Origin of the sequence: Ruminococcus sp. RTP21484sp1_RTP21277st1_D2_RTP21277_210401, assembly GCF_040924225.1 — a bacterium.
GTDB lineage: Bacteria > Bacillota > Clostridia > Lachnospirales > Lachnospiraceae > Blautia_A > Blautia_A faecis.
Map to the genome: position 1 here is coordinate 1 of NZ_JBCOMJ010000009.1, position 18,834 is coordinate 18,834.

An 18,834-nucleotide genomic window follows, 5' to 3' on the forward strand; every position below is an offset into this window, starting at 1 on the left:
GGTCTGAAACCATTGTTCCGCTCATGAAATTTCGCTTCACAAATCGGCTCCAGTATCTGTAAGATACACTGTTGTATCAGTCTGTCCCAAATACTCGGAATCCCTAATGGGCGGGTTTTTCCGTTGTCTTTCGGGATTTCAACTCGTCTAACCTTTTTTGGCTGATAATAGTTCAACTTATTTCTGACGGTTTTAATGACCGATTCGATGGGCAGTGACTGTATCGCTACAATCGTTTTCCCATCTGTGCCGGGAGTTTTGCTCCCACTGTTTTTACAGATATTTCGATATGCAAGTATGATATTCTGCTCTGACACAATCAACGGCATGAGCCTGTCAAATGTCTTTCCATTCTGGCTGTCCTCAAATAATCGGTAGCCTGTTTCTTTAGCGTCATACCTTTCTGCATTTCGCTCTGCTTTGTTTACAATTCGTTTTGCCATAGTAACCAGCTCCTTATCAGAGAATGATTTTTTCTTAGTCGCACCACGACAGCTATGAAAATCTCCATTTTGGTGATTACTATATAGGCATGAAAGAAAATCTTAGTATCGGCTTGAGGCTATCCCTCCACCGCTTATTGTTACGGCTTCACAGGTACTGTGCCTCTACTCTCACAGCCACTAATGCACTTATTATAGAAAGGCTCTTTCAATCCCTTTCCTTTTCGATACAACTACGGTGCTTTTTCCGCTGATACAGTCAGCTCCCGTATTGGCTGCTTTCCACGTTCCGCATAACTTAGGATTGTTGCCACTTAGGTCGTTCCTTTAGCCCTGCAAGCATTATCTTCGAGCGAATCCCTCAAGATACCTGTGTCCTGTAAACACAGAGGGCATTTCATACTAACAACTTTTACTTTGCCCCGCTTGCGTACCCATTGGTACACTTGCATTTCTGCAAGCCATTCGTTTAGAGCCGTACATTCGGAATCTTTGTCAGACCGCCTTTTTGGTCATTCTAACCATATGGCAACCCCACCCGCACCGTCACACACAACCCGTACCTCTACGAATCTTTCCTCGCCATTAAGCGTTAGGGTGTGCTTCGCACGACTTCCCCGAGCTTATAACCCCAACCGTCTGTATTCGGCTGACGCTATTCGGAGTATTAGTGAATCCCCTTCAGGGCGTTACCCCGTCATTTGAGATTTCAGTTATGCAGTTCTCTAAAACCACATTTATTTAATTGTTTGTGACTTTAGGCTACGCTTTTGTCGGTTATTCCCACCGTTTTAGGCGTAGAACGTGTCACACTGTTTGCAAATTCGTCTAAAAGCAAACGTACATGGTAAGGTAATCTTCCTCCATGTACATCATCTGCCCTGTCACATAACAGGTTAAAAAGCTGCGTGTACATAATCGCAACAATAAAATTGAAGGTATCATCCGTATCAGAGATAATGACAAACATTGCCGTCCTCTGGTCTCCAAGCATATCCAGTTCCATCTCATCATAAGAAGTCAGTTCCCGAAGTTCCGCAATATCAAATGGCGCAAGTCTCGCACCACAGGAAATCAGGATACTTTTTGCTGTCTTACCTGCCGCCAGTTTGTATTTTTTGTACTGTCGCACAGCAAAGTGTTCCGGGTTTTCTGCCTCCAATTCCTCAAACAGCTCGTCCACCGCATTTTTAAATTCCTCATCATCCTCTCTTGCCTCAGAAGCATTGATAAATTCAAGCAGTGTGGCAAAATTCTGTTCGTCCTCCGGTGCTTCATAATAGATGTACCCAATCAGGGCACAATACAGAAGCCTTTCGGCCTATAGTGATAGGTAATCCTTTGAAGTTATCGCCGGATTTTCCCCCACTCCACACCGGACGTGCGACTTTCACCGCATCCGGCGTTCCATCGGTTGTTTTCACAAGCATTTAATCAATCACCAAATGAAATGTTAGTTTTCTATTGCGGACAAACCAGCCTGCTGGCGCAGACTGTTCACTTTTAACATCAGTTCCTTTGTTGCCTTGAGCGTGTCGGCTATCTCTTTTAGCTCATTCTTAGGACACTCTTGCAGGAGTGGAAGAAATCTATTATGGAACAAAATCATATTTCGATAGCGTTCCTTGCCGCCCAATTCTGCCGGTGTTTTCAGCCAGCATACTATGTCAGCCGCATTTTCAAAGAGTTCCCCACTTAGCGCACATTTTCCACGTTGAGCCGAGAATAGTGAAATCCTGCTGTCAGTAAGTTCTGTGCTTCGCCCCATAGACGGTTGATTCCTCAAACCTGATAGAACAGATGAGTTCATACTTAGGTTCGTGTGTATCAATGCCCGTCCCTCTACCGTGTAACTGCAAACCGCCGCTTTCTTTGCCATCGGTATCTTGTTCTTGATGTATGCGATAGGGTAGATAGGTTGGTCGATTCCAGATACATACCGTATCATTGCCGACTTTCCAAACCGTTCTTTTTCGCTCTCGGTCATTGCGCCGCCCTCTCGAACAAGTCTGCACCCGGTTTCTGTATTGAGCCGATTTGTTAAAACTGTCATGACCTGTCTGTGGATTTTCCTGCAATCAATGCTGATGCAGGTGGCAAGTTGAAAATAATTCTGTATTCCCAGAACCATTGAATTGTACAGCCGTATTTCGTCCAAAGGTCTTTTTCCCTCTGGAGGTCGGGCAATTCGTTTCGCCTGTTCCACCAGTTTTTGCCTTTCCAGTTCCAACTTTTTGTCACAGATATGAGATTGCACGATGTACTTCCTGCTTTTCGGTCTGACTCGTATCTTAAACCCAAGAAACTCTGAATAGCGTTTTCTAACATTGACTATCCTTGTTTTCTCTGGCGATACCTCCAACCTCAGCCTCTCGGTTATCCATGCCGTTACAGCCTCTTTCGTTCTCAAAGCGTCCTCTTTATTCCGGCAGAAAATTCTGAAATCATCTGCATATCTCACGATATACATTTCTTTCAACCCTGTTTTCCTCATTTTGAGGAATGCCTTGCTCCGGTCAAAAGTAATCGAGTTTCTGATTTTCCTCTCATACCCGTATTCCTTTACAAGAGGGTGGTTCTGCCATTGGCTCTCAACCCATTTGTCCAGTTCATTCAGCACGATATTGGCAAGCAACGGTGAAATGATACCGCCTTGCGGAGTGCCTTTGTCTGGAATGAGTGTAGTGCCGTCTGGCATTCTAATCGGTGCTTTCAGAATCCGCTTGATAATAAAAATCAACTGTTTGTCGTGTATTCCCATTGCCCATATTTGCCGCATTAGCTTGCTGTGATTTACGTTGTCGAAAAATCCTTTTATATCAAACTCAATCACATAATGCAGGTTCATGCGTTGAAGCATGGTGTAAGTTTTCTGCACGGCGTGTTCCACGGAACGGTTCGGGCGAAAGCCGTAACTGTTGTCGCTGAATTTCGCTTCGCAGATTGGCTCTATGACCTGTTTGATACATTGCTGTACCAGCCTGTCCCAGATACAGGGAATACCTAACGGTCTGGTTTTTCCGTTTGGTTTCGGAATGTCTTTGCGTCTTACCGGCTTTGGGCGGTATCCGTGCTGACTTCCTGTGACAATAAACCTCACTTTCTCTGCAACTGTTTCGGGCGGTAAACACCCGATGTCACTGATGTTTTTGTTGTCTGTTCCTGCTGTGTAGCTTCCTCCGTTTGCTTTGATGTTCCGATATGCCAGAAGAATGTTGTCCCGGCTCAGAATTAAATCCATAAGGTCGGTAAAATTTTCTCCCTCCAAACTTCGATGATAGAGTTCATCAAAAACTGGCTGCATACCGTAATACTCGGCATGACGTAAGTCATCTACACATAGAGTTTTGTTTTTCTTTGGCATAAGGCATCACCTCCTTTTTGCGAAAGTGACCCTTTTGGTCTTACTCGAATCCTTATGTTGGATTGAATAATGCCTGCTTATCTCAACCGACTTGTGGCCATTCCTCCGTAGCTCACATAACGCAAGCACATCATAGGTTCGACCACTACTTTTCAGCAGCAGTTCGTCTGCTTATTGTTTTTCGTCAGACTATTCCTTGCGGAATCTGCTGCCTTTCCTCGTTCCGATAGTTCTATCTGTTCATACATACCCATAGGTTCCTGCTATAGACCTGTCGGCTTGCCTGTGCCTGTAACACAGCATGGTCGTTCGTAGGATCAATTTCTACTAAACCACACCGACTGCGCATTAACGCACCCACACATTTCTGCGTGGTCTTCTTTTAGACCTGTACATTCGCAGGTTCGTCAGTCCGCCCGCCAAAGCGAACATTCTAACCATAGGTATCTTATAGACTCTCGGCTTATAGGTAACACAGTCTGCCTCCAGACCGCTTTCGACCACTTTAGGCAGTGGTTACGGTTACTCTCAGCCTTTGTCATGGGGCTTCGTACACCAGCCATTACAGCTAATGCACGCCCATCAAGGGTAGGCGTTTCAGGGCGTTACCCCGTCATTCCACCTATCAAACTACCAGTTCTCCGAACAACGGAAAACCGTTGCTCGTGCGCAGACTTTTTACCGTCTGCGAACGAGTCGCACTTACCCAAAAATCTTCGGAAGATTTTTCTCCTTCGCCTTTGGTATTGGCAATGATGGTATTGACCAGCTTTAAGATGTCTTTTTCACTGCGGATATAGCGGAAGGGATTATAATGCATACTTTTTTTGAAATTTATGGTATTCAACACTTTAATCCGGTATGGTTCATAAATAACCTTTCCCTGTTTATCCCTGACTGGCTTGCCGTTTTTCATCTTCGGTGTACCACGGCGGAGCATTTTCCCGCACTCCACCAGAATCGTCCCCTTCGGATCAGTTACAACATAGGAAACATTGGATGGCATCTGCATTAAATTCGGCTTTACATAGAACCTTGTTTTACCGGAACCGGAACCGCCGATAATGATTACATTTTTGTTTCTTGCATATTTAGGCTGTTTCGGGCGGCTGTTCATGGTAAGCCGTTCCGTCTGTGTCAAAAGGATATTATTTTCAAACACTGGATCAATAAAAGGTGCGATGTCTTTCTGGTTTCCCCATCGGGCAGAACCGTATTCCTCTCCCTGCCGGAATTTCTTTGCATTTTTCCCTTTCAGGTACACCATTGCCTTAATCACTACAGTGGTAATCATCCCAACTGCCATATCAAAGATATGGAGACTGAGAATTGGATTTGAGAACGCCATCTGGAAATTCAAAAACAGCACCCCCAGACGTTCTATTGCGGATTCCCCAACACAGAACCGATACAGCCATGCCAGCTTATCTGCCAGGTAAAAAACAATTACATAGGGAATATTCATCATAAGCAGACGTTTCTTATCCACCGCAGGCATCTGTCCGGCAATGTCCTGTCCTATTTTTTTCAAAACTGTCATAACTTCTGACTCCGGCTTCTTTTTATGCTTCCTGCTCAATGTTCCTGCCCCCGATTCTTCTGTTTCATCTTTTCCCTCTGCCTGTGCTTTGCCACACGTTCCATTGCCAAATACAGTTTCTTCCGGACAGATACTTTTTTGCTTTTCTTTAACTGCCATCCGGTATATTCCTTAAAAGCGGCAGTTATGGAATCCACTTCTTTCGCCTTAAAAAAGACATAATATTTCGGAGGTTCTGCCGACCTGTCTTTCTTCAGGCAGTAGTCTATATCATATTTTCTGGCATATTTTTCAAAAGACCGGATATTCCCATCTGTAACCTCAATATTAGAAAGCTCCTGATTGTGTGCTTTCAGTTTTTCCATGCTCTGTTTCCCATGATATACGGTTTCTTTTTTCTGCCCCTTTCCAGAAATTTTTTGCCGCTTTTGGGACTGTTCCATCTCCCTGAGCAGCTTCTGCAGCGATGCTTTTAAAATCTGTGCAGAAATTTTCCCTCCCCGTATACACAAAGACACCACCTTTTCATTTACTTCATCCTGCAAGACAATCACCTTCCTTCTCCCTGACTGCTTTCTTCTGTTTTATTTCCAGCAGAATCTTCTGCAGGCAGTACCCGATGCAAGGAGAATATCTTCCATAAGGGCATCCCTCACAGCACCAAGTCTCCTCTTTCTCTTCAAAAGGTTCCTCCGGCAAAAGCCGATAATAGCATTCTTCTTTGGAACATCCATTCTTCCGGCTATTCCAAAAATAACAGTAAGAGCAGTCCTTTGGCTTATCCTCTGCATATTTCTGATTATCCGCTTTCTTCTGCATCCTGTTTTGCTCTCCTGTCCAATTCTTCCAATCTCCTGTCCTCCTCTGCCCCTACACGAATACAGCAATATAGGCTAACTGCTATGACCACTGCAGCTCCGCCGATAATAATTCCAATCATCTCCATACACCTCTTTCGTCCATCAACAAAAAAACAGGGTGTTTCCAAAATGACCAGCACTTCGGAAACACCCAATATTTCTTTTTTATTTTTTCTTTTTTAACAGGAACAGTGAACCCCCTGTTCCGCACAATGCAAGACCAGCAAGAAGCAGCCACAGCCGTATATTGCTATCATCACCTGTTTTCGGTGTGTCTGTCGGCTTTGAAGGTTCCTGCGGTGTCTGCGGCGTTTCCGAAGGTTTCTTTTCATCCTTCATGGATACCTTCTGAATCTCTCCGGTATCTTTTACAGAAAACTCCACATCCTCCGCTATCAGATATCCTTCCGGTGCTGTTTCCTCTCGCAGTATATAATCTCCAATCGGAAGTTTTTCCATATAATGCGGCTTGTCTGTAGAAGTCCAGCTTTCCACCGCATTTCCATCTTTATCAAGCACCGTCATTTTTGCCCCCGGCAATTCTTTCCCCGAAATATCCGTTTTGGAAATCTCAACCTTTGTCACATCGTCTTTCATTTCCACTTTCTGAACTTCTGCAGTATTTTCAACAGTGAACGTAATACTTTCCGCTGTCACATAACCATCTGCCGGAAGTGTTTCTGTCAGAGTATATTCTTTGCCGACTTCCAGTTCTTTGATAATGTGCGGCTCCGTACCGGATGTCCACTCATCTACCACAGTTCCGTCCTGATCGGTTACTTCCAGTTTTGCACCCGGTAACTCTTCTCCTGTGGTAAGGTCAGATTTTGTGATTTCAAAGATAGTTGCCTCATTTTCAAAGGTGTGCTCAAAAGTAACTTCCGGCACATCCGCTCCAGCATACTCGAAAGTAAATTCTTTTACTTCTTCTGTCGTAACAAAACCTGCAGGTGCTTTTACTTCCTTCACATAGAAGCTGCCACCTACCGGAAGATCTGCAGTAAAGAAGATTTTTCCATCCTTGTCAGTCGCTTTCTGCTCCATAATGGTATCTGCTTTTACAAGCACATCACCGTCAGTATTCTTAATATCTTCTTTGGCACAAAGGGCAAATACGCCGCCCTCCAGCACACGGTCAGAATCTTTCTCTTTTTTGGTTACGATCACTTTTGCTTTCTGACGGCTGTTCTGCCATTCAGAATCGAAAGTTACCACCGGAGTATCCTGATCACGATAAGTCAGATCAATGTCTCTCGGCTCTCCGTCCAACACAAAACCATCGGCTGTTTCTTTTTCTACCACATAGTATTTTCCAAGCGGCAGGTCATCGGTTCTTGCAATGCCAAGTTCATCGGTTTTGATGGTTGCTACCAGTTCATCCTTTTTGTAATAATCATCACTTTCTCCGTCAGCGGCTTTAATATCTTCTCTGGCATAAATTTCAAAGGTAACGTCTTTCAAAGAGCCTGTCACATAACCCCAGATGGAATCCATTGCTCCTGCAACCATGTCATTCCAGCTCACTTCACTTAAGAATTCACCTTTTTTGTTGATGATGATACGTCCAATCGGAACGTCATCCTTCATTTCCACTTTCTGAATCTCTGCAGTATCCGTGATTGTAAATTCCACTTCTTCTGCTTTTAAGTAGCCATATGGCGCAAATTCTTCACGCAGGATATAGGTTTCCCCGACATGCAGACGTTTGATGATATGCGGTTCCCCTTTTACGGAAGTCCATTTATCAATTTCATTTCCATCTTTATCAAGAACCGTTAGAGTTGCACCATCCAGTTCCACGCCTGTGGTAAGGTCAGATTTTCTAAACTCAACCGTTGTAGGCTGATTCTTAAAGATTTCTTTCAGGCGGACAACTTCTACATCCTGACCCTGATAAGAAACAGTCACTTCGATAATCTCATCAGAAGAAACAAATCCGTCCGGTGCCTGTAATTCTTTGATATAGTAGCTTCCAAATGGTAAATTCTGTTCAAAAATTGCTGTTCCATCTTCGCCTGTGACGGCTGTACAAAGCTGCTCATCTGCTTTCACAATCACTTTTCCCCCGGCTTTGATGTCTTCTTTTGCATATAAACCAAACTCTGCTCCGGCGATGGTGCTGCCATTTTCCGCATCCTGTTTTTCCACGGAAATTTCCACTTTCTGACGCTCATTGATGAACTCTACGCTTTCCACCACGGCAGGAGTATCCTGATCCACATAGACAAACTGCACATTCTGCTCTGCTTTGTTATGTACAAAACCATCCGGTGCTGTTTTTTCTACAACCCTGTAATTTCCAAGTGGAAGATTTTTGATTGTGGCACTTCCTGTTTCATCTGTTGTAAGCTCTGCCACCAAAGTATCTTTGGCATACTCTAAAATACGGTTTCCGGCATCGTCTTTCTGAAAATCTGCAGTATAAATATCTTCTGCAGCGTAGATTGCAAAGACTGCTCCGGCAAGGTTTTCCATCTCATATTTGAAGTCCTTTCCGTAGTCTTTCAGAACTTCACCTTTTTTCACTACTGTAAGTTCCCCTTTTACCGGATGATTTTCATAAACCACTTCGATAATGGCATCTCCTGAAACCGGTTCAATCTGATACAGAGTATCGCTATCTACTTTAATTTCCGCATAATTCTTGTTGATGGTATATCCATCGGGCGCTGTCACTTCTTCAATACGATAATGACCGATTTTCAAATTCTGCGGAAGGATTAAATATCCATCAGCATCGGTAAAATAGGATTTATGTACAATAGTAGTCGGATAGGTCGTTACCTGTTCTACATATTTCTCATTATCCATATCGTAAATCTTAAATTCTGTTCCAGCAGCCAGCACTGTTTTCTTTGTTTCATCGTCCTGTTTCGTGATTTTCAATTTGGCAGAAAACTCATCATCCAAAAGCACACGCCATACCTGCGGCTCTGTCGGCTTATGCTCTGTGATTCTTACAATAAAATCATCCACTGGTTTATAATTATGCGGTGTCGTTGTCTCTCTTACCACATAAGTTCCATATGGAAGTGGAATGGATACTGCATAGCCTTTTTTATCGGTAAAGATTTCAGTTGCCCCATTTTCTCCAAGTACCACCGGAGTAACGGAATCAAAGTCATAAGTTCCATCTTCTTTCACAGTTAAAGAAGATACCAGATAAGCAGTAAATCCTGCGCCTTCAAGAAGTGCTGCATCGGTATTCCCGTTATTTGCAGCCTTAATAATCTGGAACGGCTGCTTCTTGACCTGCTCTAAGGATGTACAGCTTCGTTCCACCACAGCCACTAAATCCCCTTCATAATCACAGACAAGATCATATTCATTTTTATCTGTCAGATAACCTGTCGGCGGTGTAATTTCTTTCACAAAATATTTACCGAGATACAGGTTTTCTGCAACTGCTTCCCCTTTTTCATTGGTTGTCAGTGATGCCACCTTATCCCCGGCTTTATAAATCACACCTGTTGCCCCATCCGGATGTACGATATCTTCACGTGCATACAAACCATATACTGCTTTTTCCAATGTGGCATCGCCCTGCGGTTCTGCTTTGTTTGTTTCTGCATCTTTTTTCTTCAGGAAAATCTTTGCTGTCACACGTTCATTTACAAATGTATGGGAGAAAGAAACGTCAGCTTCGCTGTCATTGGTATATGAAAATTTAAAAGAATATATATCTTCTTTATTTCTCTGATACCCGGACGGAGCCTGTTCTTCTTTTACATAGTAAGAATTTCCAATCGGAAGATCCGCTGTAAATATCGCTGTCCCATCCTCACCTGTGACTGCCTTTTCAATCAGAGAACCTTTCTTCACAACCACAATGCCGTCTGCGTTTACAATATCATTTCCGGCATACAAACCGAAAATACCGCCATCCAAAGGTTTTTCTGTATCCTTATCTTTCTTTACCACGGATACTTTTGCTTTCTGTCTGTCATTGATAAAAGTAGTCTCTGAAAATACCGCTTCTGCATTCTGCCCTGCATAAGATAACGTCACTGTCTTTTCTTCTTTTGCGTTATAAAAGTTTTCTGGTGCCTGCATTTCCTTCACAATATAAGTTCCGAGATGGAGATTTTTTAATACTGCCGCACCGTTATCTCCCGTTACCAGATGCTCTTTTACCAGCTCGCCTTTCTTATATACCTGTGCCCCATAAGCGGTCATTATATCCTCTCCTGCATATACAGAATAAACAGCACCTTTTTGTCGGCGTTTCTCATAGCGGAACACAATGCCTTTCTCGCTTAAATCTGCACCCGTCAATACCTGTCCCTCTTTATATACAGTGAGCTCTCCAAGCTGTTCTTTATCCGGAACAGTTACAGAAGTAGACTGATTTGCTACAAGTTTCACATTATATGCGGATGTATTGATACGATACCCGGTTGGTGCCGTAATCTCTTTTAAATATACCGTATCTTGTGTTTTCACAATTTCCACAGAGGCCGTACCGTTCTTATCTGTCTTTGGCATCTCCTTGATAAGCTGTGTACAGTTTTTATCTTTATAAATGCCGAACACTGCACCGGACAGTTTCGCATCCTCTTTTTCAGAATCTACTTTTACAACCTGAACTTTTGCAAGTTCCAGCCATGTAACCTGAAAAGAAGCCGTAGTTTCTTCCTCTATTCCCTCTCCAAAAACCAGTGCCAGATTTTGCGTATCGGAACCTGTGGTAATTTTATAAGCAGAATAATCCTTTGTTATGCTTCCTTTCATCTTTGCAGACCAGTTTTGTCCCACATCTTCCGTCTGGGTCAACGGCGCTGAAAGAAAAAACGTTGTACCTCCTTTTACTACAACATCTGCCCCTGCATTGCTGATTTTTCCTGTGGATACGTTATGAAACTTTACGCCCTTTGGCAGTTTCATGGTAATGGACTGTCTGCTGTCTGCCTGAAACGTTACTTCTTTTGTTCTCTGGATATTTCCATCTACATAAGCAGTTACTTTGTCATCTGAAAATGCCATAGCCGCATCCGGGATTTCCGGCTGGCTGACCGCATAACTATATAATTCTTTTGCCAATGCGATTCCGGTATCATTCGCCCCATAAAAAGCATCTTCACTTCCCTCTGCATAGGATGCCGCAAGATGTGTCACGACAAATCTTTTTCCGGCTGAAAAATCGGGATATTTCTTATCAAAAAAACAATCCTCTCCGCTTGCATTTGTCCCATAATAACACACTTTGGACAATTCTTTGCCGTCTCCCAGTTTTGTAATTTCATATACTCCGCTGCCCGGTCCCGGCTTTGACGGCTGGATGCAGTATGCGGTTGCCGTCACGCTTCCAAACTTTACGGTAAACGGACAAGTCAGGTAGGAACCCAGACCATAGTCTGCATAATAATACCAGCCGCCGGAACTTACCTCTACCTGTGATGAACGCAGCATTTTAGGATTGTATGCAGTAAAAGTAACCGTTTCTCCTTCCTCCAATGCCAAAAGGTCCACATTCCCTGCAATCATATGGTTTTTAAACTGTTCCATAACATCTAAAAGTTTCAGGCCACTTTCCTCATCATAAGTGTCCTGCCCTTTTAATGCTTCTAATGCCTGATTCAGTTCTGTTTCCGAAAGTTTTTTCTTATGCGAGTCCGTCTCGCCTTCCTCTGCATCCTCTCCCCCGGTCTGATCATTTCCGTCAGAATCCTGTGCATTTTTCTCTTTATGGATTTCCGCTGACGGCTCTCTTACCACAATATTTCTTTGCACATGATAAGACGGATGACCACTGACAGGCTCTACAAAATACACTGCATGATACGTATCTGCTTTATTTCCATCAAATGCCTGTCCATTCTGGTTCTTTGCCTCGTGGTACGTGACCTTTACTTTTTCCGGATGAATCTTCATTCCTGAGAAATCACTTTTCACGTCAAAACCCGTTCCTGCTTCTACTTCATAATCTTCCGCCGTTACAATCTCATCTTCAGCAAGGGCACCCTTTACTTTTTCCATGTCAGGATATTCTGCTTCGTAAGCCGCTGGCTCCGCTTCTGCCGCATAAGTGGTAACTGGCTGCATAATAGAAGAAATGATTGTCAATGCCGAGAGAAATCCCGATACGATTCTCTTTGATTTCCCTTTCATTCGCTAAGTACCTCTCTTTCTTTGTTTTTTGCCATTCTAATACTGTCCTGTTTCAAAAATTTTTCCTAAGTTCCCATATCTCTTTACCTCCTTTTTTACTTGTACTGCCCATAACAGTACATGAATACAGGGAACTTCCCTAAGCGGAACTTCCCTGCATGGTATCTACTGTTATACAGCCCGTAACCGGACTGTTTTTTTATTGAGCGTTTTTCCTGTTCTCATCCTGAACCCGTTCCCTGCTCCGGTTTTCTTTCCGCAGCGTTTTCTCCGAAAGGGTGGGCAGAATGCCCACTCCATGCCGGGTATCTATTCAGGCAGGCTATGAAATTATCAAGGTACATATAAAGGGATTTTTGAAATAAGAAAATACCCTCTCACTAATCGCAGGCTGGAGAGGGTAAAAATTGACCGTTTATAGAAATTTTTTGTTATATGGATTTCAAAGAATTGTCAGTGTGTTTTCTATCGCAACAAACACCAGCATTATTAAAGAGAATTGTTAAAACAACACTAGCGTATTTGATACAAAAAACGGGAGAGAACTGCATAAAAAACAATTCTCTCCCGTAATCATTATTCACATTAATTTTTAATTAGCCCAATCAAGATATGTAGAATCAACCAATATACCTCTACTTTCCTTAAATGTGTCTACCAATGTACATTCTTTAGTATTCAGTCTCTTTTTTACATTCATTATATGAATATAACGTATTAAGATAATTATGGTATTTTATAGAATCAGTTTCTATTTCACCAACATCTATTCCATGAAGAATCGTAATATACATTTCAAGCATGGCACAATTACTATATAGTCTATCCGTATCATTATCATACACAACACAAAGAAAAGGTTCTAATGCATATCTGCTATGAAAATACAAATAGAAACTATGGCTTATTTCATTGTCTTTAACTATATAAATATCTGACACATTTAAATTTTTAATTGGTAAAGTTTCCAACGTGGCACGTGTTATAGCGTCCATCTTTTGTATGGATACTTTTTGATATAAAACAAATTTTTTCATAAGAATTTCAAGAACATCTCTTGTTTTCTTATACGGTTTTACAATGCTGTTATTATATTCTCGTTTTAAGTCATTTATAAACGATTCTGTCTCTGGATTTATTAAAACTTTTTTACACATCAACCCATCCACCTATTTCATTAAATTTAATCCAATAATCTTCGTTGTAAAAATAGCATCGGAGATTATTTGTTGAAATATATACACTTTCTTCAGTGTCAGGAATCACGCAAGTACCTATTGAACGATATCCTTGTGTTGCAGATAATCCATCAATAAGAAAACCTTTACTATAATATTGTGAATCACCTACAATATATAGGTTATCAGCCCTTAACGCTTGAACCGCATTAGAACCTTGCCAACGAATATAAATCGTATATAAGGTAGGAATTCCACCAGTTCTTCCACTCAGGACACATGTTACCGTTGTAAAGCCACTACGAAGTTGCCCTGAATAGTTACCGTTTTCATCCAAAAACAGACGTCCATCAAATGTCGTAGAAGGTCCATCGAGAGACATTATATCAGCATTCGTATTTGTCTCTATGTCGGAAGCAAATACTGTTTCAAAATTTATCGACAACAACAAACAACAAGCCAAAAATATGCTCATTACTTTTCTAATTTTTTTTCATATCCATCTTTATATGGTTTTTATTAAATCTGAACATTATCGCTACCTCCAATCGTAGAATTATCAGTTGTTATTCTTTACATTAAGCATACGTATATTTATCTTTTTCAAAGAAAATAACCTACTGAACAAATTTTAATGTATCAAAGTCAATCTCTGGTACCGTAACTGCTCTTCCTGCACTTTGGGCAGCACTTAAATAGATATAGTCATTCACGATCCATCCCGGATAACCGATTGAGCTGTCAGACACCTGCCACCAAATATAGTTTTCATTCAAAGAATAATTATCATTTAACAAAACCCAATCTTTTCTGGTTTCATACAATAACCCATTAATTACTCCGGAAGTGCTCGGTGTGCTTCTTAAACGAACACCATTTCCTTTTACATATGCGAGATAGTAATATTCTTTTGACTTCATCAGTGTCTTCACATCTGGATTTTCTTCCCAGATTTTTTCAATCTCATTCTGATCTGTGATAATTTCAAGATCGGCAAATACTTCGTTTTGGTCTAAATACTTTTGAATTCTGGGATTCTCTGAAACAATTTCATTAATGGTTTCTTTGTCAGTCACAACTTCTAAATTTGCAAAGGGCTCTTTAACTTTCTCTGCCGCAAATGCAGTCACAGAACTGGTTACTACAACACAACAACAAATGAATAAACCACATAAACGCTTAATTTTTCTCATATTTCTTCCTCCTAATGTGGTGCATGTGAATATGCAAACTGCCAATCAGAAAGACTCTTTAGAGCAGCGCCACAGCATTTGCACATAATAACTCTTTTGGTATAGACCCAGCATTCAGTAGGACTTACTTTCGCATGACCATAAAGAGTTGTCTTAACCTGATTGCATGGAATATGCGTACAGGAAGCTCTTAAATTTTTATCTGAGACAATGTTTACCTCTTTATCAACATCCAACTGTTCCATAAAAGAATCTGCTATTTCCTCTGATACGCTAACTTCCTCGCCATTTTCATTAAAAAATGAAACTTCAACCTTTTCCGGCTCCTGTTCTGCTGCTGAAACACTAATCGTCGGCACCAAAATCAGTCCACATACTAATAATATGCTCCATATTTTTTTGATTGTTTTCATATTCTTCCTCCGTTTTATTATTTTTTTAACATTTCAACACTACACTGTCCATCTCTCCTTTCCAATATCAATGTAATTCTTTCGACCATTTTTCCGTCATAATTACATACTTCAATATTTAGTGTTGAACTGTCAGTTTCTGGTATTTTAATAACATTCCCGTCCTGATCTCTGAAATTTATACTATTCATTCCATCTGGCATCCAAAAAATCTTATTTCCATTTCTGAAAATATTATCAGCATTCAAGTTTTGTTCATTTTCTATCGTATAATATCTGCTTCCTTCTTCCACACTCATTTCCAGAACATACCCATATCCCAATGGAGTTCTTTGTTTTTCCAAGTTTACTCTCTCATTTAGTCTTAATTGCACCATTTTATCCCCAGTTGCCGCATAAACTACTAAATCAGGAGATTGCAGGTAATAATTTACAGAAAACATTATCATCATAGCTAATGCAACTACTGCTACACGATAATATCCTCTCATAAGAACTTTTTTTCTTCTTTGGGATTCAATTCTCTTTTTGTATGCTATAAAGAGTTTTCTCTCATTCTGCTCTGTCAGCACAATATCATCTGCTAATTTTGATATATTCTCTAATTTTTTTTCCAATTTTATCTGCCCTCACTTTCATATTTTTCTTTTAATCTTTTTCTTGCCCGTTCTAGTTTTTTCTTCACTGCACTCTCTGAAACCTTCAACATATCAGCAATCTCCTTGCAAGAATAGCCTTCTATATAATAAAGAATTAGTACTTCTTTATCCTTTGCATTTAATGTCATCAATGTATCCATAATTCCTGTTTCTTCAGGTTTATGGTAATGTAGTGCAAGAGTTTCGTAATCTACCGTTGGATGCATCCTTCTGAAACGGAGTATGTTTTTACAAATATTAATATTAACTCTTGTCAGCCATGCTCTTTCATGGCTTTCGTCATTAAAGTCCTTTTTTGTATTTAAATATTTCAAAAATGATTCCTGCACTGCATCATAAGCATCCTCTTCGCTACACAGCATAATAATTGATATTTTATACAACAGTTTACAATATTTATTAAAAATCTGATCAGCATTTCTTTTCATCTTTTTTTCTCCTCATATATATCACACATATAATACATAATTGGTGACACCTAAACCAAAAAAGCAAAAAAATATTTAACCACCTGCTACTCACCAAAGATTTTTCCATTCTTCTGCTTGTATTCTATATCATAATTATAGAAGCTAACTTCGGATACATAAACAGCTTTGTAAACTGACAGCTCTTCCCACCAATTTACAAAGCTGTTTTCATTTCATATACGTTGTCTTATACTGATACTATAACTTTAAATTTATATGATTTTAGAACAATTTTCCACTATTTTAATTGAAATAAATACATCCTCCCTCAATTCCAAGTTCTTTCATTATATTTTTAAGTGTCTTCAAAATTCGTTTTTTTCTGTTCTGTATTGTTTTACGGCTACATCCACAAATTTGTGCCGCTTCTTTCACTGTAACCTCTTCAAAAAATAACAGATAAATCAGATATGCCTCCTGTTCCGGTAACTGTTCTAAACTCTCCTTCAATTTTTTCAGGCATTCACTGCGTACTGCCATCTCCTCCGGCTGTCCTTCCTGCGATATAGAAGTTTTTGCAAAACTGCCTTCCTGCACCACATCAAGACTGCAAACACCGTATTTCTGTTTCTGTTCCTGCTGGTATTTTTCCCTTCTCCGGGACTGATACCATTCCAGATAAACCTCCCTGGTTACTTCCACAAGTGTTCCGTTTTCTGTCCGCAAAATATAATTTTTTCGTTCTTTCGGCTTCTTTCCACGCATATCTTCTTTCCTCCCACTATCTTATCTCTTTTCGATTGCAGCCACCTGACCGTACATCTGCATAATATCTCCGCATCCTGTTCATCGCCCTTGACAGGGTTCTGGACACCGCAGACGGAGAAATTCCCAATTCTTTTGACAGTTCATTCTGTGTTTTTTGATGAAAGAAACATCCGTAAAATACCCTTTTCTGCAGTTCCGTCAAAACCTCAAATATTTCATTTACAGACTCTCTGCCAACCAGCATCTCCAATGGAGACTTTTCTTCTGTCTGAAGCATTCCCCATTCTTCCGAAACATCACTGTATGAGATTGTCCAGCCCTGTTCTTTCGATTCCTGATTACGACTCAAACGGTCTTCTCCTTCCAATACCAGACGGATATACCACTCCCTTTGATTAAAAAACTCTTCCGAAATACAGTCCGCCTGTTCCGCATTGTATTGATATTCCCCACAAAAACAAATCGGAAATACCGTAGTGAACCGACTAACCTGATACAACGCATAGCCATTTTGAAATGCCAAGATTTCTGTCTCACAACCCATGCTCTTTTTGGCAATGACCGTTCCATATTCTTTTAATTTTTTTGCAGTTGGAATTTTCATGCCCGGATATGGGACATCTACGATCTGTTTTAATTCCTGTAATGTCAGCATAACTACCACCTCTTCCGGGTGGCAGAAAATAAAAACATCACAGACGAAAAAACAGTAAAAGACAGCTCCCGGCACACCCGTTTTTTTTTAACGGGAGCCTGAAACTCCTTTTACTGCCACATAAATTTCTTATGCTTTATTTTGTTCTGATAATTCCGGCTGTGAAGCAGCCACTTCATTATCCCTGCTATCTTCCTTTTTCTCCGAAAAAACAGAGAAATCGCCCATTGCATCATATGGGCATCTTTGTCTGTATGCAAGGCACTCTTCCCTTGTCATATCCTGCCTCCTTTCTGTCCGCATCTGTTCTCTTTCCTGACTTAAAGTTTAACAACATTGGCTTTCCATTACCTCATCAGATATGGGGATATTTCTAAATATTCCCACCATATCTGTTGAATTTCTACAATTCCGTACCAAATCCCTCAATCAACACTTCCATTGTCTTTTCCAAAATTTTCTGTTCTTTCCGTTTCAGTTTTTTCGCACGACAAATCAAATCATACAGACGATGGTTTTCTTCTTCCTTACATTCCCCCAATAGTGTTCCTGCATCGGTTTTCAGAATCACCGCCAGCTTCCTGAATATCTCAATAGACATTGCTGTCTGTCCTCCCTCAATCCTGCTGATCGTGTTGGGGCTGATACCTGTTTTTTCTGCTAATACTTCCTGTGATAAGTGAATTTCCTGCCGCCTTTTGCGAATACGGTTTCCTAAGTCAATCAAATCCTGCGATTCCGCACGATTACCCAACACACATCCTCCTTTACTTTGCGACACCGTGTCGCAAGGTTTTTCTTAAAAAGGGCAAAAAAGCAGCCAATATTTTTTACGCATTGGCTGCTTTTCACACTCTATATTCTATTTTTTATACTTTGTTTTTTCTCTTTGAAATCATGTTCTAAATGCTTTTCTCACTATCCACAAACCACCATATCCAATACTCTTTAACAGATATGTTCCCACCATAAGCAAACGCCATGTCAAAACCACGCTGCCTATCATTCCTCCTATCAGCAGATTAAAAGCAAACATTCCAACAGTACCGCCTATATCAAACCCTTTTGGAATCATCCAGAAATACATTTTTTGTATGCCAAAGGGAATCCCTGAAACTATCCACAATTTCCGGTAATCACACACACCGTTTTCCACACAAAACAGATAAACAATAAACATTACCACAGCTATCCCTAAAAGCGGAACTGCCACATTCTCCAAAAATTCTTTTCTTCTCATCCG

General features: G+C 40.8%; 16 protein-coding genes and 3 pseudogenes. All 19 read right to left on the reverse strand.

The genetic code is table 11. The features are described from left to right. Positions 1 to 443: pseudogene (locus AB5706_RS07880) on the reverse strand (group II intron reverse transcriptase/maturase); the annotation flags it as partial. Between the two features lie 814 nt (positions 444 to 1,257). Then, positions 1,258 to 1,764, reverse strand: a pseudogene (locus AB5706_RS07885) (type IV secretory system conjugative DNA transfer family protein); the annotation flags it as partial. Between the two features lie 132 nt (positions 1,765 to 1,896). After that, positions 1,897 to 3,807, reverse strand: coding sequence for a group II intron reverse transcriptase/maturase (ltrA, locus tag AB5706_RS07890; protein WP_113998925.1), 1,911 nt, complete (start codon positions 3,805 to 3,807; stop codon positions 1,897 to 1,899). Positions 3,808 to 4,504: 697 nt separating this feature from the next. Continuing rightward, positions 4,505 to 5,305, reverse strand: a pseudogene (locus tag AB5706_RS07895) (type IV secretory system conjugative DNA transfer family protein); the annotation flags it as partial. 77 nt (positions 5,306 to 5,382) lie between these two features. Beyond that, entirely contained in the window at positions 5,383 to 5,901 is a 519-nt protein-coding gene (locus AB5706_RS07900) for a PcfB family protein (RefSeq protein WP_330382937.1), read from the reverse strand. Beyond that, a complete protein-coding gene (locus tag AB5706_RS07905; RefSeq protein WP_158422086.1) occupies positions 5,882 to 6,166 on the reverse strand; it encodes a hypothetical protein in 285 nt (94 codons plus the stop codon). Before AB5706_RS07905 ends, AB5706_RS07900 begins: the two co-directional genes overlap by 20 nt. Further along, complete coding sequence (locus AB5706_RS07910; protein WP_173770139.1) at positions 6,147 to 6,287, reverse strand: hypothetical protein; 141 nt, start codon at positions 6,285 to 6,287, stop codon at positions 6,147 to 6,149. Before AB5706_RS07910 ends, AB5706_RS07905 begins: the two co-directional genes overlap by 20 nt. An 85-nt stretch (positions 6,288 to 6,372) precedes the next feature. Then, positions 6,373 to 12,315: a SpaA isopeptide-forming pilin-related protein gene (locus AB5706_RS07915; protein WP_173770152.1), complete on the reverse strand. Its 5,943-nt coding sequence runs from the start codon at positions 12,313 to 12,315 to the stop codon at positions 6,373 to 6,375. Between the two features lie 671 nt (positions 12,316 to 12,986). Next, positions 12,987 to 13,472: a hypothetical protein gene (locus AB5706_RS07920; RefSeq protein WP_117639532.1), complete on the reverse strand. Its 486-nt coding sequence runs from the start codon at positions 13,470 to 13,472 to the stop codon at positions 12,987 to 12,989. Beyond that, on the reverse strand, positions 13,465 to 13,830 hold the full coding sequence (locus AB5706_RS07925) for a hypothetical protein (protein ID WP_173770151.1): 366 nt from the start codon (positions 13,828 to 13,830) through the stop codon (positions 13,465 to 13,467). The genes AB5706_RS07920 and AB5706_RS07925 overlap by 8 nt, the downstream gene beginning before the upstream one ends. A 280-nt stretch (positions 13,831 to 14,110) precedes the next feature. Further along, positions 14,111 to 14,686, reverse strand: a complete 576-nt coding sequence (locus AB5706_RS07930) for a hypothetical protein (protein WP_151190353.1) — start codon at positions 14,684 to 14,686, stop codon at positions 14,111 to 14,113. A gap of 11 nt (positions 14,687 to 14,697) precedes the next feature. Continuing rightward, the gene (locus AB5706_RS07935) at positions 14,698 to 15,099 is read right to left on the reverse strand and encodes a hypothetical protein (protein ID WP_117639526.1); all 402 of its coding nucleotides are present in this window, start codon (positions 15,097 to 15,099) and stop codon (positions 14,698 to 14,700) included. A 17-nt stretch (positions 15,100 to 15,116) separates the two neighbouring features. Continuing rightward, positions 15,117 to 15,716: a hypothetical protein gene (locus AB5706_RS07940; protein WP_151190354.1), complete on the reverse strand. Its 600-nt coding sequence runs from the start codon at positions 15,714 to 15,716 to the stop codon at positions 15,117 to 15,119. Positions 15,717 to 15,718: 2 nt separating this feature from the next. Next, complete coding sequence (locus tag AB5706_RS07945) at positions 15,719 to 16,186, reverse strand: RNA polymerase sigma factor (RefSeq protein ID WP_151190355.1); 468 nt, start codon at positions 16,184 to 16,186, stop codon at positions 15,719 to 15,721. Between the two features lie 285 nt (positions 16,187 to 16,471). Continuing rightward, positions 16,472 to 16,933 (reverse strand): sigma-70 family RNA polymerase sigma factor, encoded by a 462-nt coding sequence (locus AB5706_RS07950; protein ID WP_173770150.1) that lies wholly within the window; start codon positions 16,931 to 16,933, stop codon positions 16,472 to 16,474. 16 nt (positions 16,934 to 16,949) lie between these two features. Then, positions 16,950 to 17,591, reverse strand: coding sequence for a sigma-70 family RNA polymerase sigma factor (locus AB5706_RS07955; protein ID WP_151190434.1), 642 nt, complete (start codon positions 17,589 to 17,591; stop codon positions 16,950 to 16,952). A gap of 129 nt (positions 17,592 to 17,720) precedes the next feature. Then, positions 17,721 to 17,870 (reverse strand): hypothetical protein, encoded by a 150-nt coding sequence (locus AB5706_RS07960; RefSeq protein ID WP_173770149.1) that lies wholly within the window; start codon positions 17,868 to 17,870, stop codon positions 17,721 to 17,723. A 124-nt stretch (positions 17,871 to 17,994) separates the two neighbouring features. Beyond that, complete coding sequence (locus AB5706_RS07965; RefSeq protein WP_334284918.1) at positions 17,995 to 18,348, reverse strand: helix-turn-helix domain-containing protein; 354 nt, start codon at positions 18,346 to 18,348, stop codon at positions 17,995 to 17,997. Between the two features lie 138 nt (positions 18,349 to 18,486). Continuing rightward, positions 18,487 to 18,831 carry a DUF6050 family protein gene (locus AB5706_RS07970; RefSeq protein WP_151190433.1) on the reverse strand — a complete coding sequence of 115 codons (345 nt, stop codon included), beginning with the start codon at positions 18,829 to 18,831 and terminating at the stop codon, positions 18,487 to 18,489. Between the last annotated feature and the right edge of the window lie 3 nt (positions 18,832 to 18,834).

What these genes read in the sequence shown, in the direction of transcription:
- AB5706_RS07935 (WP_117639526.1), bottom strand. Translation starts at nt 15,099, where the DNA reads ATGAAAACAATCAAAAAAATATGGAGCATATTATTAGTATGTGGACTG.
- ltrA (WP_113998925.1), bottom strand. Translation starts at nt 3,807, where the DNA reads ATGCCAAAGAAAAACAAAACTCTATGTGTAGATGACTTACGTCATGCC.
- AB5706_RS07920 (WP_117639532.1), bottom strand. Translation starts at nt 13,472, where the DNA reads ATGTGTAAAAAAGTTTTAATAAATCCAGAGACAGAATCGTTTATAAAT.
- AB5706_RS07950 (WP_173770150.1), bottom strand. Translation starts at nt 16,933, where the DNA reads ATGCGTGGAAAGAAGCCGAAAGAACGAAAAAATTATATTTTGCGGACA.
- AB5706_RS07955 (WP_151190434.1), bottom strand. Translation starts at nt 17,591, where the DNA reads ATGCTGACATTACAGGAATTAAAACAGATCGTAGATGTCCCATATCCG.
- AB5706_RS07960 (WP_173770149.1), bottom strand. Translation starts at nt 17,870, where the DNA reads ATGACAAGGGAAGAGTGCCTTGCATACAGACAAAGATGCCCATATGAT.
- AB5706_RS07915 (WP_173770152.1), bottom strand. Translation starts at nt 12,315, where the DNA reads ATGAAAGGGAAATCAAAGAGAATCGTATCGGGATTTCTCTCGGCATTG.
- AB5706_RS07905 (WP_158422086.1), bottom strand. Translation starts at nt 6,166, where the DNA reads ATGCAGAAGAAAGCGGATAATCAGAAATATGCAGAGGATAAGCCAAAG.
- AB5706_RS07970 (WP_151190433.1), bottom strand. Translation starts at nt 18,831, where the DNA reads ATGAGAAGAAAAGAATTTTTGGAGAATGTGGCAGTTCCGCTTTTAGGG.
- AB5706_RS07945 (WP_151190355.1), bottom strand. Translation starts at nt 16,186, where the DNA reads ATGAAAAGAAATGCTGATCAGATTTTTAATAAATATTGTAAACTGTTG.
- AB5706_RS07910 (WP_173770139.1), bottom strand. Translation starts at nt 6,287, where the DNA reads ATGATTGGAATTATTATCGGCGGAGCTGCAGTGGTCATAGCAGTTAGC.
- AB5706_RS07930 (WP_151190353.1), bottom strand. Translation starts at nt 14,686, where the DNA reads ATGAGAAAAATTAAGCGTTTATGTGGTTTATTCATTTGTTGTTGTGTT.